Source organism: Stenotrophomonas sp. Steno-C15 (genome assembly GCF_056393265.1).
Genome location: NZ_JBWJPF010000001.1, coordinates 1 through 15,748, shown reverse-complemented (window position 1 = coordinate 15,748; position 15,748 = coordinate 1). Strand labels below are relative to the sequence as shown.

14 protein-coding genes are annotated in these 15,748 nt (G+C 67.9%); all 14 read left to right on the top strand.

Annotated elements, in window-relative coordinates:
- Positions 1–145 precede the first annotated feature (145 nt).
- The gene (locus AC06FB_RS00070; protein ID WP_053520060.1) at positions 146–886 is read left to right on the top strand and encodes a flagellar motor protein; all 741 of its coding nucleotides are present in this window, start codon (positions 146–148) and stop codon (positions 884–886) included.
- Between the two features lies 1 nt (position 887).
- Positions 888–1,901: a flagellar motor protein MotD gene (gene motD, locus AC06FB_RS00065; protein WP_053520059.1), complete on the top strand. Its 1,014-nt coding sequence runs from the start codon at positions 888–890 to the stop codon at positions 1,899–1,901.
- Between the two features lie 4 nt (positions 1,902–1,905).
- Positions 1,906–2,688: a ParA family protein gene (locus tag AC06FB_RS00060; protein WP_164153066.1), complete on the top strand. Its 783-nt coding sequence runs from the start codon at positions 1,906–1,908 to the stop codon at positions 2,686–2,688.
- Complete coding sequence (locus AC06FB_RS00055; protein WP_164153065.1) at positions 2,685–3,680, top strand: chemotaxis protein CheW; 996 nt, start codon at positions 2,685–2,687, stop codon at positions 3,678–3,680. Before AC06FB_RS00060 ends, AC06FB_RS00055 begins: the two co-directional genes overlap by 4 nt.
- A 117-nt stretch (positions 3,681–3,797) precedes the next feature.
- Positions 3,798–4,106: an STAS domain-containing protein gene (locus AC06FB_RS00050; protein WP_053520056.1), complete on the top strand. Its 309-nt coding sequence runs from the start codon at positions 3,798–3,800 to the stop codon at positions 4,104–4,106.
- Complete coding sequence (locus tag AC06FB_RS00045; RefSeq protein WP_164153064.1) at positions 4,103–4,468, top strand: response regulator; 366 nt, start codon at positions 4,103–4,105, stop codon at positions 4,466–4,468. The genes AC06FB_RS00050 and AC06FB_RS00045 overlap by 4 nt, the downstream gene beginning before the upstream one ends.
- Before the next feature lie 44 nt (positions 4,469–4,512).
- Positions 4,513–6,522 (top strand): chemotaxis protein CheA, encoded by a 2,010-nt coding sequence (locus tag AC06FB_RS00040; RefSeq protein ID WP_053520424.1) that lies wholly within the window; start codon positions 4,513–4,515, stop codon positions 6,520–6,522.
- 345 nt (positions 6,523–6,867) lie between these two features.
- Entirely contained in the window at positions 6,868–9,111 is a 2,244-nt protein-coding gene (locus AC06FB_RS00035; protein WP_164153063.1) for a methyl-accepting chemotaxis protein, read from the top strand.
- 202 nt (positions 9,112–9,313) lie between these two features.
- Positions 9,314–9,787, top strand: coding sequence for a hypothetical protein (locus AC06FB_RS00030; protein WP_128990761.1), 474 nt, complete (start codon positions 9,314–9,316; stop codon positions 9,785–9,787).
- A 3-nt stretch (positions 9,788–9,790) separates the two neighbouring features.
- Complete coding sequence (locus AC06FB_RS00025; RefSeq protein ID WP_164153062.1) at positions 9,791–11,983, top strand: methyl-accepting chemotaxis protein; 2,193 nt, start codon at positions 9,791–9,793, stop codon at positions 11,981–11,983.
- A 141-nt stretch (positions 11,984–12,124) separates the two neighbouring features.
- The gene (locus tag AC06FB_RS00020) at positions 12,125–12,898 is read left to right on the top strand and encodes a flagellar brake protein (RefSeq protein WP_111186113.1); all 774 of its coding nucleotides are present in this window, start codon (positions 12,125–12,127) and stop codon (positions 12,896–12,898) included.
- 137 nt (positions 12,899–13,035) lie between these two features.
- Positions 13,036–13,527 (top strand): chemotaxis protein CheW, encoded by a 492-nt coding sequence (locus AC06FB_RS00015; protein WP_053520422.1) that lies wholly within the window; start codon positions 13,036–13,038, stop codon positions 13,525–13,527.
- A 136-nt stretch (positions 13,528–13,663) separates the two neighbouring features.
- A complete protein-coding gene (locus AC06FB_RS00010; protein ID WP_053520421.1) occupies positions 13,664–14,047 on the top strand; it encodes a hypothetical protein in 384 nt (127 codons plus the stop codon).
- A gap of 102 nt (positions 14,048–14,149) precedes the next feature.
- Positions 14,150–15,748, top strand: a 1,599-nt coding sequence (locus tag AC06FB_RS00005; protein WP_368866096.1) for a methyl-accepting chemotaxis protein, incomplete at its 3' end; no start/stop codon positions are given.

Genomic DNA, 15,748 nt, shown 5'->3' with positions numbered 1-15,748 from the left:
GCTCGCCGGGCGTGGCCCGGCGCTACCGGAAACGGCCTCGCGCGATAGCGCCGGGCCATGCCCGGCGAACCAGAAACTGTGACTACCGTCTGTACGCGATCGACCGGTGTCTCAAGTCCCATTCACACACGCCGATACCGGACCCATGGATAGACTCAGCCTCATCGGACTCTTTCTCGCCCTGGCCTCACTGGTCGGCGGCAGCATCCTCAAGGGCGCCGGACTGGCGTCCCTGTGGTCGCCTGCGGCGTTCGTGATCGTCATCGTCGGCACCATCGCCGCGATCCTGCTGCACACCGCACCCGCCGTATTCAGGCATGCCTTCCGGATCGTGCGCTGGGTCGTGCGCCCGCCGCACAGCGATCGTCGCGAGCTGATCCAGCAGATCGTCGAGTGGAGCAACATCGCCCGCCGCCAGGGCCTGCTGGGCCTGGAAGCGCAGGTGGAAGCGCAGCAGGATCCGTTCCTGCGCAAAGGCCTGCAGCTGCTGGTCGATGGCGTCGAGCCCGAATCGATCCGGCACATGCTGGAGATCGAGCTGGGCAGCCAGGAACACCGTGACCAGGCCGCTGCCAAGGTCTTCGAGGGCATGGGCATCTATGCGCCGACGCTGGGCATCATCGGTGCGGTGCTGGGCCTGATCGCCGTCATGAAGAACCTGGCCGACCCCAGCAAGCTGGGGCATGGCATCGCCGCCGCCTTCACCGCCACCATCTACGGCATCGCGTCGGCCAACCTGCTGTTCCTGCCGATCGCCGCCAAGCTGAAGGGAGTGATCGCCCACAACAGCCGCGACCGCGAGATGGTCATCGAAGGCCTGATCTCGATCGCGCAGGGCGAGAACCCGCGGAACATCGAAACCAACCTGTCCGGCTTCCTGCACTGACATGGCCCGCCGCAGACACCACGAAGAGCACGCCAACCATGAAGCATGGGCGATCCCCTATGCCGATCTGATGACGCTGCTGCTGGCCTTCTTCGTGGTGATGTATGCGATCTCCTCGATCAACGAAGGCAAGTACCGGATCATGGCCGATGCGCTCACCGATGCCTTTGGTGGCGCGCCGCGCACCATCAATCCGGTGCAGGTCGGCAACAAGCAGGTGCAGGGGGGCGGCTGGGACAGTCCTTCGGTGATCAAGTCCGGCACCAAGATCGGCCCGTCCGCACCGGCACCCTCGCACGACCCTACCCTGCTGCCGGCCATGGCCTCGCAGATGCGCATGCCGGTCTCGGTGCACGACCAGCAGCAGATCGCCCGTGCCGAGCGCCAGCTCAGCAGCATCGCCGACCGGTTGACCGCCGCGCTGTCGCCGCTGATCGAGCGCGGCATGATCAGCGTGCGCCGCACCGAGCTGTGGATCGAAGTGGAGATCAACAGCGACATCCTGTTCCCGACCGGCTCGGCGGCGCTGGACGTGCACGCGCGCGGGACGCTGTCCAGCCTGGCCGGTGTGCTGCGCGACGTACCCAACAGCGTGCGGGTGGAAGGCCACACCGACAACGTGCCGATCGCCACCGCCACCTTCCCCTCCAACTGGGAACTGTCGGCCGCGCGGGCCGCCAGCGTGGTCCACCTGTTCGCCGACCAGGGCCTGCAGCCTTCGCGTCTGGCCATGGTCGGCTACGGCCAGTTCCGCCCGCGCGAGGACAACGACAGTGCGCAGGGTCGCAACCGCAACCGGAGGGTGATGGTCATCATCCTGGCCGACACCTCGCACTCGGTCGACCCGCTGGGCCAGCGCCTGAACGCCGCCAACGGCGCGGCCGACCCGTCCGCCGGGCCTGCGGCAACACCCGCCACAGTGCCCTCCCCGTCCCCCATCGCACCGGTGCAGTTGCCACCGGTGCCGGCTGGCAGCCGTGTCGGCGCCGCCGCTCCCCCGGCAATGAAGGAGTAAACCCATGCGCATCTGGGCAGTCGCCAACCAGAAGGGCGGAGTCGGCAAGACGACGACCACCCTGGCCCTCGGTCGCAACCTGGCCACGCAGGGCCATCGCGTGCTGCTGATCGATCTTGATCCCCACGCCTCGCTCAGCCGCGCCTTCGGCGTGCCGGTGGACCCGCCACCGACCGGCGTACTTGAGCTGTTCGGCGCACCTCCGGCCGAGCTGTCCAGCCTTTGCCACACCAGCAGCCTCAGCGGCCTGGACTACGTCTGTGCACAGCCGGCACTGGCCACGCTGGAGCGCCGCAGCGCCAACCAGCCGGGCCTTGGCCTGGCGCTGCAGAACGCGCTGGCACGGCACCAGGGCCAGCACGACTACATCCTGCTGGACTGCGCGCCCACACTCGGCCTGCTGATGATCAATGCGCTCGCGGCAGCGGACCGCCTGATCATTCCGACGCAGGCCGAGCCGCTGGCACTGCACGGGCTGGACGGCATGGTGCGCACCGGTGAGATGGTCGAGCGCTCGCGCCGGCGCCCGCTGCCGATCTCGATCCTGCCCACCCTGTTCGACCGCCGCACCCGCACCGGCAACGAATCACTGCGCAGCATGCAGGACCGTCACGGCGCACGCGTCTGGGAGGATGCGATTCCGATCGACACGCGGGTCAGCAACGCGGCCGGCCTGACCCTGCCGAGCGTCGGCGAGGACTATCCCGGCCGCGGGCTCGCGGCCTACCGTCGCGCGCTGAACTGGATCCTTGGCGAGGATGCGCGCGCGCTGGAGCAAGCCGCATGAACACCACCGGTGTGCTGGACGACTATCTGGACGAGCTGCTGGGCGAAGCGATCGCCCCGGTGGCGGCCAGCCCCGATGCAGGCAACACGGCGCTTCCGGCGGCGATCGCCGAACGCGAGCCGACCTGGGACGACCTGCCGGCAGAGGTCATCTACGAAACCGGCAGCAGCGACGTGGTGCCCATGGATGACGCCGCTCTGGCGGCCGCCTTCGAGACCGCCAGCCAGTCCGCTGCACCGGCCGCTGCCGAACGCCAGCCGACCTGGGACGATCTGCCCGATGAGGTGATCTACGAGACCGACGGCGCGGAAAGCCCGTTGCTGGCCCACACCGACAGCCCCGCGCTGCAGGCTGCCTTCGAGGCCGCCGCCAGCGGCGAAGGGGTGGATCCGGTGCCGCCCGCGCGGATCGTGCCCCCGGCACCCGCCGCTGTGCCGCCGGTAGCGGCTGCACCGCCGCGTGTCGCCCTCGAAGCACCCGCCGCCAGCCGCCCTGCCAGCTGGCAGGAACTGCAGGCGCAGGCCCATCGACCCGCCAACAGCCCGCATCCGCAGCACCGCCGCGCGAACGAGCGCACCTCGCGCTGGCTGCGGATGCGCTGTGGCAGCCAGGCCTATGCACTGGAACTGCTGAAAGTGCAGGAGGTGGTACTGCCGGTACCCCTGCTGCCGCTGCGCGGCACTGCGCCGGCGATGCTGGGGATCATGAACCTGCGCGGCCAGGTGGTGCCCGTGATGGACCTTGGGCTGCACCTGGGCGCAGCGGCGGCCGAGGACGACGCACAGACCCGCATCGTGGTGCTGGAGGAAGACGGCGAGACCATCGGCCTGCGCGTCTCGGCCGTGGAAGACGTCGCCAATCTCACTGATTCGCAGATCGAGCCACCGGATACCGCCCGCATCTGCCAGATCTCCAACGACCTCTTCCGTGGTGTGGCCCGCGTCAGCCAACGGCCGATGATCCTGCTCGACGCCACCCGCCTGCTCAACTGAGGCGGGGGCCACGCGTTGCCCGGGCCCGTCGGAACGGGCACGCAGGGCCTCACCGCCCCCTAAAGAACCCCTGGCGGGTGCCGATATGGATGACGGAACCGTTTGTCCGGAGCAACGATGAGTACTGTCGAACTGGGTGAGGATCTCGGCATCGAGACCAGCACCGAGCTCAAGAACCGCCTCGCCCCGCTGGTAGCGCAGGTTGGCGAGCTGACCCTGGATGCAAGCCAGGTCGGCCGCGTCCACACCGCCGCCGTGCAGGTGCTGTGCGCATTCGTGCAGGCACGCCGCGAGGCGGGCCTGGACACCGGCTTCCACGGTTGCACTGCAACCTTCCGTGACGCCGCGCGCCTGCTGGGCGTCACCCAGGCCCTGGGCCTGGACGTACCCCATGACAACCTGAAATCTGTGGAGAACGCTGCATGAGCGCACGTATCTTGGTGGTGGACGATTCGGCGTCGATGCGCCAGATGGTGTCCTTCGCCCTCACCTCGGCCGGTTTTGCCGTCGAAGAAGCTGAAGACGGCGCGGTCGCGCTCGGCCGCGCGAAGGGACAGCGCTTCAGCGCGGTGGTCACCGACGTCAACATGCCGAACATGGACGGCATTGCGCTGATCCGCGAGCTGCGCCAGCTGCCGGACTACAAGTTCACGCCGCTGCTGATGCTGACCACCGAGTCCGCCGCCGACAAGAAGTCCGAAGGCAAGGCCGCCGGCGCCACCGGCTGGCTGGTCAAGCCGTTCAACCCGGAACAGCTGGTCGCCACCGTGCAGAAAGTGCTGGGCTGATCGCCCCGCACCGTTCCCCTTCTTCGCTTCCGGATCACCACTGCATGAGCATGGACCTGCAACGCTTCCACGCCACCTTCTTCGAAGAGAGCCGCGAAGGCCTCGACGCGATGGAGGCCGGCCTGCTGGCCCTGGAGTCGGGGCAGCAGGACGCGGAGATCATCAACTCGGTGTTCCGCGCCGCCCACTCCATCAAGGGCGGTGCCGGTACGTTCGGCTTCGATGCCATCGCCGCGCTCACCCACGTACTGGAAACGCTGCTGGACGAGCTGCGCGCCGGCAAGCGCGCGCTGGAAGGCCACGCGGTCGATGCGATGCTGTCGTCCGTGGATGTGCTGCGCGCCCTGCTGCGCGAGGCCGAGCACGGCCAGGCGGCCGATCCGGCGGCCGTCGCCGCGGTGAAGGCGCGGCTGGAGGCAGTGCTGTCCGGCCAGCCGGCAGCCAGCGCCCCGGCCGCGGCTGCCGCCGCAGCACCGGTGGACGATACCCCCGAAGCCTGGCAGATCGGCTTCACCCCCGCGCCCTCACTGTTCATGAGCGGCAATGATCCGCTGCGCATCATCCGCGAACTGGAACATCTCGGCTCGCTGCAGGTCGCTGCGCGGCTCGAACGCCTACCCGGCTTCGCCCAGCTTGACCCTCTCGAAGCCCATCTTGCGTGGGACCTCGGCCTGGTCGGCAAGGTGCCGCGCAGCAAGATCGAAGACACCTTTGCGTGGGTGCTGGACGACTGCGAACTGGACATCCGTCCGGCCGCGCCGCCAAGCCTGGCCACCCGCGCCCCCGATACAACAGCCAACGCCCCTTCCACGCCCGTTGCTGCAGTACCCCCCGTTGCCGCCGCCCCTGCCGCCAGTGGCACCCCTGGCACCAGCCAGGATGCGGAAACCTCGATCCGCGTCAGTGTCGACAAGGTGGACGCGCTGATCAATCTGGTCGGTGAACTGGTCATCACCCAGGCCATGCTCAAGCAGGTCTCGCATGCGCTGGATCCGGTGCTTGCCGAGAGCCTGTTCGCCGGCCTGGATCAGCTCGAACGCAACACCCGCGACCTGCAGGAAGCCGTCATCGGCGTGCGCATGCTGCCGGTCGACGCCGTGTTCCGCCGCTTCCCGCGCCTGGTCCGCGACCTCTCCACCCGCCTCGGCAAGCAGGTCCGCCTGCGCACCATCGGTGAAGGCACCGAACTGGACAAGGGCCTGATCGAGAAGATCGCCGATCCGCTCGTCCACCTGGTCCGCAACTCCATCGACCACGGGCTGGAAATGCCGGACGTGCGCAAGGGCGCAGGCAAGGACGAGACCGGCACCATCACCCTGGCGGCGTCGCACCAGGGAGGCCACATCGTCATCGAAGTCAGCGACGACGGACGCGGCCTGGATCGCGCCAGGATCCTCGCCAAGGCGGCCGAACGCGGCCTGAGCGTGCCCGACAATCCCACCGACTCGCAGGTCTGGGACCTGATCTTCCAACCGGGCTTCTCCACCGCCGACGCCGTCACCGATCTCTCCGGGCGCGGCGTGGGCATGGACGTCGTCCGTCGCAACATCCAGGCACTGGGCGGTGAAGTACAGATCGAAAGCAGCCTGGGCACTGGAACGCGTACCCTGATCCGGCTGCCGCTGACCCTGGCCATCCTCGACGGCATGACCGTGGCGGTGGCGGGCGAGACGTTGATCCTGCCGCTGGCCTATGTGCTGGAAGCCCTGCAGCCGCAGCCGGAGGACATCCGCAGCATGGCCGGCGAAGGGCGCGTGCTGCGCGTGCGTGGCGAGTACCTGCCGATCCTGTCCCTCAGCGAGTACTACGGGTACGGCGCCCGCATGCCCGGCAGCGAGTCGCTGGTGGTGGTGGTGGAAGGCGACGGGCAGAAGATCGCACTGGAAGTGGACGAACTGGTCGGCCAGCAGCAGGTCGTGGTCAAGAACATCGAGAACAACTACCGGCGTATCGGCGGCGTGTCCGGCGCCACCATCCTCGGCGATGGCCGCGTTGCACTGATCGTCGACATCGGTGGGCTGGTGCGCTCGCTGCGCGTGCCGCAGGCCGCCTGAGTCCGAGCGCAGGTGATCCAGGGCCGCCGCCCCACACGGGCGGCGGCTTTCGTTTGTGTGCAGCCCGGTAGCAAGGCGAGTGTGCGCCTCCCGCTCCATTTCGTGAACTCCGTCGGCCCACGGCGCCGCAGGAAACCACCCGCGTGCAGGCCGGAACACGGCCCCTGCAACGCGTCCGCGCCGCCGTCCCTACGCATCCGGATGTGACGCCCATCCATAAAGTCCGCCGGCCGTGCGCCGCTATCTCGCAGTGACAGTCGTGACCGGACTCGCATCGGCTCCGATTCACGCTGCACTCCCCGGCCGGCACGCACGCCCGCCACTCTGCCCACCTGGAGCACCTGCATGAAGTGGTTCCACGATCTGCCCATCGCCCGCAAGCTGGCCGTGGGGTTCACCCTCACCACCCTGATGACCCTGCTGCTGGGTGCGTTCGCACTGTTGCGCCTGAGCCAGGCCAACGACCAGCTGGGGGCGATGGCCAGCAACGATATTCCGTCGGTGCAGCATCTGGGCGAAGCCCGCTCGCAGCTTGGTGAATTCCGTACCTACGAGCTGGCCCAGCTGACCATGCTGGACCAACCGGACAAGGTGGCCGACTACAACAAGCGCATGGACGCCACCGCCAAAGCCGTACGCGATGAACTGGCGGCCTATGCCGCCTTGCCGGCCCAGGACAAGGAACGCGAACTGTATCGCGCCGCCTCGGCGCAGGTGGATCGCTACTTCGCCGCCAACAAGGCCATGCGTGACGCAGTGGCCGCCGGCGACGGCATCATGGCGCAGCAGATTTCCGACGAGCAGTCGCGCCCGGCACGGCGTGAACTGTTCGACGCCCTGAAGGCACTGGGTGCCCACATCGCCGGCCTGATGGACGCGCGGATCGCCGATGCCAACGCCACCCATCGCGCCAGCATGATCGCCATCATCGGCTGCATCGTGCTGCTGTCGTTGCTGGCCGCAGCCCTGGCCACGGTCATCTCGCGGGCCGTGACCGGTCCGCTCGGCAAGGCCGTGCAGGCCATCCAGGCAGTCGCCCGCGGTGACTTGAGCGTCAGCACCCGCGCCACCAGCAACGACGAGGCCGGCCAGATGCTGTCCGCCACCGCGGAAATGACCGCAATGCTGCGCCGTTTCTCCGAGCAGACACAGCTGATGGCGCAGATGCATGCCGGACCGGATATCAGCCATCGCATCCCGGAAGACTTCCCGGGTGTCTACGGCCAGCTCGCCAGCGGCATCAATACGGTCATTTTCGAGCACCTGGACGCGATCCGCGATGCGATCGACGTACTCAACCAGTATGCCGTCGGCAATCTCGCGCCGGACGCGCGCCGCCTGCCCGGCAGCCGCGCCATCCTGCATGAGTCGATGGATGCGGCCAAGTCCAGCCTGCTGGCGATCAATACGCAGATCCAGCAGCTCGCGGCCGCAGCCGCCGCGGGCGACTTCAGCCAGCGCGGCGACGCACAGCGCTTCCACCATGATTTCAAGGTGATGATCGATCACCTGAACACCATGATGGAAGTCGCCGACAGCAATCTCGGCCAGCTCTCGCAGCTGCTGCAGTCGATCGCTGCCGGGGACCTCACCGCGCGCATGGACGGGCAGTTCAACGGCGTGTTCGCACGGATGCGTGACGATGCCAATGCCACCGTCACCCAGCTGACCCGCATCGTTGGCCAGATCCAGGCCAGCGCCTCCAGCATCACCCTGGCCGCCGGCGAGATCGCCTCGGGCAACAACGACCTGTCGCGCCGTACCGAACAGCAGGCCGCCAACCTGGAAGAAACCGCCGCCTCGATGGAGGAACTGACCTCCACCGTGCGCCAGAATGCCGAGCACGCCCGCCAGGCCAACCAGCTCGCCATCGGTGCCCATGGCGTCGCCTCCCAGGGCGGCGAAGTGGTCGGCCAGGTGGTCACCACCATGTCCGCCATCGAAGCCTCCTCGAAGAAGATCGCCGAGATCATCAGCGTCATCGACGGCATCGCCTTCCAGACCAACATCCTGGCCCTCAACGCCGCGGTCGAGGCCGCCCGTGCCGGTGAGCAGGGCCGCGGCTTTGCGGTGGTCGCCAGCGAAGTGCGCACCCTCGCCCAGCGTTCGGCCGCTGCCGCCAAGGAGATCAAGGGCCTGATCGACGACTCGGTGGGCAAGGTCGCAGATGGTTCTGCGCTGGTGCACAAGGCCGGCGCCACCATGGGCGAGATCGTTGCCTCGGTGCAGCGCGTAACCGACATCATGGCCGAGATTTCCGCGGCCTCGCAGGAACAGAGCGCCGGCATCGAGCAGGTCAACCAGACCGTGGTGCAGATGGACGAGACCACCCAGCAGAACGCCGCGCTGGTGGAGGAAGCCACCGCCGCTGCACGGGCGATGGAGGAACAGGCTGTGCAGCTGGGTGAGGCCGTGGCCCGCTTCCGCCTGGAGTCACAGAACGAAGCACCGCTACCGGCGGTGGTCGTGGCGGCGCAGCGCAGAACGCCAGCGGCAGCTCCAGCGGCCAGGCCGGCTCCCCAGCGCGTCGCACGCGCCGCGGCGGCGCAGCCGGCGCTGGCACTCGACGGCGACTGGCAGGAGTTCTGACCTCATCGGAACCGGGACGCGTCGGATTCCTGCACGCTGGCAGGGATCCGACCCTCGACCGGCCCGGTCTGCTCGCCGTGACTCCTCGCCGGTTGTCGCAACGCATCACAGTTCCAGCGTTGCCCCGGCCAACTGGTTGAATTTTTCTTCAGGTTCAGCCGCCGCTCGCCGCTAACGGGACACGGTCCTACGCGAGCCAGCGATGCCAGCCAGCAACGACCCCGACCCGATACCGGTACAGCGTGGGCGAATGCTGGCCGGCGTGCTGCTGCTCGCTGCGTGGCTCGGATGGACCCTCGCCGCGCTGTGGGCGCAGGCCGATGCTTCACAGCCACCGGCCGGCCGCTGGCGCGCCGCGGACGTGCTGGCGCAGCTGTCGCCCGCCGTGCTTGCCGCCAGCCACCAGCATCCCCTGCTGCTGCGGCAGTCCATCGTCTGTGGCTGCGCCCCACCGGCGCGCACACCCGACGGCATCGATCTGCGGGAGGCCCGCACGCCGCTGCCCTTCGAATGGCTGGTGCTGTACCAGCAGCGCCTTGTCTATGCCGGGCCCTCCCTTCTCGACGCGGGCTGCGGCGGCCGTCCGCTCGCAGCCGCTCCACTGGTTGCGGGGCTGCTGCGCAATGCACAGGCGCCCGTGATCCTTTCCCATCATTGCCCATGCCACAAGGAGTAGCGCATGCATGCCTCCACCCGTAATACCGCCGCGCCGACCGGTCAGCCGACACCGCCTTACCTGCGCACGCTGGCCGCGGGTGCCGACCGCCTGTTCCTGCTGGTCAGTGCAGGGTTGGTCCTGGCCTCGCTGGCACTGGCCGTGCGCCATGGTCAATGGACACCGTGGCTGCTGGTCGCACTGCCCGCGCTGCTGGTCAGCGCGGTGCAGATCCACCTGCAGCCCGGCAGCCGCCTCAGCCGCTGCACGACAGCGCTGGCGTGGATGGTGCTGTCGGCCACCTTGATCCACCAGACGCACGGACAGCTGGAGACCCACTTCACGGTCATCGTGCTGATCGCACTGCTGCTGTACTACCGCGACTGGCTGCCGATCGTGGTGGCCGCCGTGGCGATCGCCGTGCATCACGTGCTGTTCTTCGCCCTGCAGACGCGCGGCCTGCCGTACCCGGTATTCGCCGCCGGCAGTGGTCTGGGCGTGCTGGTCCTGCACGCCCTGTACGTCACCATCGAGGCCGGCCTGCTGTCGGTGATGGCCGTCCAGATGCGCCGCCAGCTTCTGCTGCTCGGCCACGACCCGCAGCAACTGGCACACCTGGCACGCGGCCTGGCCGACGACCAGCCCCTGCCCGAGGCGCTGCATGCCAGCCAGTTCCCGCAGGACTCGCTGGCCGCCGCCCTGGTCCAGGCCAGCACCCGGCTGCTGCAGCGCCGCCAGCGCGAGCTGGCGGCCAGTGGCGAATCGCTGCGCATCCGCAGCGCGCTGGACGATGTCACCACCAACGTGATGATCGCTGACCGTGACCGCAACATCGTCTTCGTCAACCGTCCACTGCAGAAAATGCTGGCCGCCGCCGAAGCCGACCTGCGCCGTGACCTGCCGCAGTTCAGCGCCGCCGATCTGCTGGGCCGCAACATCGACATCTTCCACCGCAATCCGGCCCACCAGGCCACCCTGCTCGACCGCCTCACCGGCACCTACCGCACGCAGATCCGCGTCGGCGGCCGGGCCCTGCAGCTGATCGTCAATCCGATCATCGGCGACGACGAACAGCGCCAGGGATTCGTGGTGGAGTGGGCCGACCGCACAGCCGAGATCGAGGTCGAAGAAGAACTCGGCCATATCGTCGATGCCGCAGCGCAGGGCGACTTCAGCGGCCGCGTAGGAACCGCCGGCAAGGAAGGCTTCTTCCTGCAGCTGGCGGAACGCCTCAACGGCCTGCTGGATGCCAACGCACGCAGCATCGAGCAGATCTCGCAGCTGCTGTCTTCGCTCTCGCGCGGCGACCTCACCGTGCAGATGCAGGGCGACTTCCACGGTGTTTACGCCCGCATCCGCGACGATGCCAACACCACCATCGCCGAGCTGACCCGCATCGTCGGCAGCATCCAGGCAGCCTCCAGCCGCCTCACCGGCGCTGCCGCCGGACTGGCGCAGGGCAATGGCCACCTGGCCAGCCGTACCGAACAGCAGGCGGCCAGCCTGGAGGAAACCGCCGCCACCATGGAGGAGTTGACCGCGACGGTGCGCCAGAACGCGGGACATGCACGGCAGGCCAACCAGCTGGCCACCGATGCGGCCGACATCGCCGGCGAGGGGCGCACGGTCGTCGGCCAGGTGGTCACCACCATGTCCGCCATTGAAGCCTCCTCGAAGAAGATCGCCGAGATCATCAGCGTCATCGACGGCATCGCCTTCCAGACCAACATCCTGGCCCTCAATGCCGCGGTCGAAGCCGCCCGTGCCGGTGAGCAGGGCCGCGGCTTTGCCGTGGTCGCCAGCGAAGTGCGCACCCTCGCCCAACGCTCGGCGGGTGCTGCCAAGGAGATCAAGGGCCTGATCGACGCCTCTGTCGGCAAGGTCAGCGATGGCGCCGCACTGGTGCAACAGGCCGGCAGCACCATGCAGCGGGTCGTGGCCGCGGTGCAGCAGGTGAACCAGATCATGGGCGAGATCTCCTCCGCCTCGCAGGAACAGAGCATGGGCATCGAGCAGGTGAACCAGAGCATCGCGCAGATGGACGCCAGCACCCGCCAGAACGCCACGCTGGTGGAGGCGTCCACCGCGGCCACCCACGGCATGGCCGAACAGGCACAGCTGCTGGCGGCCGCGGTAGCGCGCTTCCACCTGCACGGAGGGGACGACAATCCGGCGGTGATGCAGCGTGTGCGGCAGATCGCCGGTATCGAGGAATGATGTCTTCGGCCCATTCCTTCGATCCCGGCCCGGCCGATGGAAGGTGATGAAACTCACACTTCATAATCCGGCGCGGTGGCCGATATCCCCATCGAGCCACGCGCCGGCGCGCGCAGGCGCCCGCCCCTGACCACAGATTCCATGTCCGACGGCAACGACACAGCAGTGCACGATGTCCATGCGGCCGACGCCGCGGATGAACGCTTCCTGGTCCGTAATCCGCGCCAGCTGCGGCAGCTGCTGCGCTCGCTGATCGAGCAGCGCTCCCTGATAAACGCGCATATCGACGGCCGCGATCGCTCGTTCCCGACCGCGCTGTTGGAACTGGACGAAGACGAGGACGTGCTGCTGATCGATGGCAGCCCGCAGGAGGCGTCCAACCGGGCAGCCGAGCAGGCCGATCATGTGCTGTGTTTCGCGCAGCTTGAGCGCGTGCTGGTGCGCTTCCGTCTGCAGGGGCTGCAGCGCGTGGACAACGACGGCCACGTCGCCTTCCGGGCTGCGCTGCCAGAGGAACTGATGCATCTGCAGCGGCGCGAACTGTACCGGCTGGAGACCCCCGTCACCGACTCGCCCCAGCTGCTGCTGCCGGCTGCGGACGGACGCCCCGAGGCGTTGTCGATGCGCGTGGTGGACATCAGCGGCGGTGGCCTTGCCGTCGCGGTGCCCAGCGACTGCGCCGTGTTCGGCCTGCAGCAGCGCTACGCGGCGGTGCTGTCGCTGTCGGATGGGCCGGATCTGGATATCGAGCTGGTGGTCTGCAACCTGCTGCCGCAGCGCCAGCCCAACGGTACCGAAATCAAGCGCGTGGGGATGCGCTTCGACAGCCTGCCTCGCGGTGGCGACAGCGCCATCCAGCGCTACATCTTCCGGATCGACCGCCAGCGCAAGGCACGCCGGAACGGAGAGATGTAGCTGGCGCCGGCCGTGGCCTGGCGCCATCCGGTCCTCACCAGACGGGAATGTCCTGTCACGGCCCTGCCTAAAGTCCCCCCGCGCGGGGCCGATATCGAGCCTGACACCGGGACTTCCGGCAGAACCAGGACCCCTCGATGAACGACCAGACCCGCTCCGCCGCCAGCGCCGGCGGCGAATTCCTCAGCTTCACGCTCGGCGCCGAGCATTACGGCGTGGATATCCTCAAGGTGCAGGAAATCCGCGGCTACGATGCCGTCACCCGGGTGCCGGACGCACCGGATTACATCAAGGGCGTAATCAACCTGCGCGGAACCATCGTGCCGGTGATCGACCTGCGCCTGAAGCTGCGCCTGGAGAACGCGCGCTACGACGCCTTTACCGTGATGATCGTGCTCAATGTCGATGACCGCGTGGTCGGCATCGTGGTGGACAGCGTCTCGGACGTCATCCCGCTGTCGTCCGAACAGATCCGCCCGACCCCTGAGTTCGGCGCTGCGGTCGATACCCGGTTCATCTCGGGCATCGGCACCCAGGACGACCGCATGCTGATCCTGCTGGACATCGAGACCCTGCTGGACAGCGCGGACATGGGCCAGCCGGCCCTGCTCGAGGACGCCGCCGCCTGAGTCTGCGTACCGCTTCACGTTGCTGTCACGAAACCCTTCAGTTCCCTGCGGCGGTGCCGATAGGGGGACAGAGGCCGGCCGCGCGGGAACGCGTACCACCGGCAAAAAACCATCACCCTCCCGGAGAACCACCCCGATGAAGTCCCTGCTCGCGCTCGTTTCGGCTGCCGCCCTGGCCACCACCGCGTCGTCCGCCCTCGCCCAGTCCTCGGACATGATCCCGCCGGAACTGGCCCCGCGCTCGGTGGGCAAGGACGGCATGGTCTGCGGCAAGGTCGAGAAGGCCCGCTTCGCCGAAGGTTCCGAAGGCCAGCCGACGTTCCTGTACATGGGCGGCGCTTTCCCGCGCCACACCTTCTCGGCGCGCATCGCCGGTGAAAACCGCAGCAAGTTCTCGTTCCCGCTGGAAACGCTGGAAGGCAAGACCGTGTGCGTGATCGGCAAGATCCAGCGTGATGCCTCGCGCGCCGAGATCGAAGTCAGCTCGCCGGCCGGCCTGAAGCTGGCCAACATCAAGTAATCCGCTGTCCGTCGCAGTCACGCCGGTCCTGGTGCCGGCGTGGCCGCCGCCGCAACCGGGCCCGATGCCCGTGCGCGTCTGCCTTAGGAGATCGCAACGCCCATGCCTTGGATCAACAACCTGAAACTGATGCCGAAGCTGATGGTGACCTTCGGCGTCATCCTGCTGGTGATGCTGCTGCAGGGCATCGTCGCCTATCGTGGCCTGCATTCGCTGAACAACGTCACCACCGAGTTGGCCGGATCGCGCATGGAAAGCATCCGCCTGGCCGGCGAGATGCGCGGCATGCTCGGCGAGTACCGCAACAGTGCCTACCAGCAGCTGATCCGTGCCAGCGATGACGTCAAGGCCGACGCGCGCAAGCAGGCTGCCGCGCTGCGTACCAGCATGGACAGTTCCATCAAGGACTATCCGAAGCTGGTGGACAACGCCCAGCAGAAGAAGCTGTTCGACACCTTCGCCAAGGACTGGAAGGACGCACTGGCCTCCTACGACAGCGTCACCGAGATGCTGGAACTGGACCTGCCGGACGACGCCATCGATACCTTCGTCGGCGAGACCCGCACCAAGCACCGCAAGGCCGCCGCGGCGCTGGAAGCCCTGATTGCCGAAGACAACCGCCTCGCACGCGCCTCGCGCGAACAGGCCGAATCCACCTATGCCGCTTCGTCCGTCCTGACCGTGATCGCCCTGCTGGGTGGCGCCGCGCTCGGCCTGGTGCTGGTGTGGCTGTTCGCCCGCGCCCTCGTCGGCAGCGTGCGTGGTGCCGTCTCGGTGGCCAATGATGTCGCCGGCGGCAAGCTCGACGGTCACATCGATGTCAGCCGCCAGGATGAAGTGGGCGAACTGATGCAGGCCATGCAGCGCATGCAGCGTGATCTGCGTGAGCGCATCGAGACCGACCAGGCCATCGCCCGCGAGAACCTGCGCATCCGGACCGCGCTGGATTACAGTTCGACCGGCGTCTACCTGACCGATGCCAACAACACCATCGTCTACAGCAACCGTGCCCTGCAGCAGACGTTGAGCCAGTACCAGGACGATGTGCGCCGCGACCTGCCTGACTTCGATGCGCAGGACTCGCTGATCGGCAAGCCGGTCACGGTGCTGGAACACCGTGGCGAGATGGACCCGTCCCTGCTGGCGAACCTCAAGCAGCACGGCGTGGCCCGTCGCCCGATGCAGTACGGCGATGCCCAGTTCGCCCAGGTCGTGTCGACCATCCGCAACGAGGACGGCGACACCGTCGGCTGCGTGGTGGAATGGCGTGACCGTACCCAGGAAGCGCAGGTCGAGGCCGAAGTGGCCCGGGTGATCGCCCGCGCCGCCGCCGGCGACCTGTCCGGCCGGATCGAAACCAGCGACAAGGAAGGCTTCTTCCTGCAGCTGGCCCAGCAGATCAACGGCCTGCTCGACGCCAACGCCGGCAGCATCGAACAGATTTCCGGCCTGCTCGCCGCGCTGTCGCAGGGTGACCTCACCGTGCGCATGCATGGCGACTACCAAGGCGTATTCGCTCGCATGCGAGACGATGCCAATGCCACTGCCGCGCAGCTGAGCGAGATCGTCACCCGCATCAAGCAGTCCAGCCGGGCAATCAGTACTGCCGCCGGCGAGATCGCCTCCGGCAACAACGACCTGTCGCGCCGTACCGAACAGCAGGCCGCCAACCTGGAAGAAACTGCCGCCTCGATGGAGGAG

What these genes read in the sequence shown, in the direction of transcription:
- motD (WP_053520059.1), top strand. Translation starts at nt 888, where the DNA reads ATGGCCCGCCGCAGACACCACGAAGAGCACGCCAACCATGAAGCATGG.
- AC06FB_RS00030 (WP_128990761.1), top strand. Translation starts at nt 9,314, where the DNA reads ATGCCAGCCAGCAACGACCCCGACCCGATACCGGTACAGCGTGGGCGA.
- AC06FB_RS00045 (WP_164153064.1), top strand. Translation starts at nt 4,103, where the DNA reads ATGAGCGCACGTATCTTGGTGGTGGACGATTCGGCGTCGATGCGCCAG.
- AC06FB_RS00035 (WP_164153063.1), top strand. Translation starts at nt 6,868, where the DNA reads ATGAAGTGGTTCCACGATCTGCCCATCGCCCGCAAGCTGGCCGTGGGG.
- AC06FB_RS00040 (WP_053520424.1), top strand. Translation starts at nt 4,513, where the DNA reads ATGAGCATGGACCTGCAACGCTTCCACGCCACCTTCTTCGAAGAGAGC.
- AC06FB_RS00025 (WP_164153062.1), top strand. Translation starts at nt 9,791, where the DNA reads ATGCATGCCTCCACCCGTAATACCGCCGCGCCGACCGGTCAGCCGACA.
- AC06FB_RS00020 (WP_111186113.1), top strand. Translation starts at nt 12,125, where the DNA reads ATGTCCGACGGCAACGACACAGCAGTGCACGATGTCCATGCGGCCGAC.
- AC06FB_RS00010 (WP_053520421.1), top strand. Translation starts at nt 13,664, where the DNA reads ATGAAGTCCCTGCTCGCGCTCGTTTCGGCTGCCGCCCTGGCCACCACC.
- AC06FB_RS00070 (WP_053520060.1), top strand. Translation starts at nt 146, where the DNA reads ATGGATAGACTCAGCCTCATCGGACTCTTTCTCGCCCTGGCCTCACTG.
- AC06FB_RS00050 (WP_053520056.1), top strand. Translation starts at nt 3,798, where the DNA reads ATGAGTACTGTCGAACTGGGTGAGGATCTCGGCATCGAGACCAGCACC.
- AC06FB_RS00055 (WP_164153065.1), top strand. Translation starts at nt 2,685, where the DNA reads ATGAACACCACCGGTGTGCTGGACGACTATCTGGACGAGCTGCTGGGC.
- AC06FB_RS00015 (WP_053520422.1), top strand. Translation starts at nt 13,036, where the DNA reads ATGAACGACCAGACCCGCTCCGCCGCCAGCGCCGGCGGCGAATTCCTC.
- AC06FB_RS00060 (WP_164153066.1), top strand. Translation starts at nt 1,906, where the DNA reads ATGCGCATCTGGGCAGTCGCCAACCAGAAGGGCGGAGTCGGCAAGACG.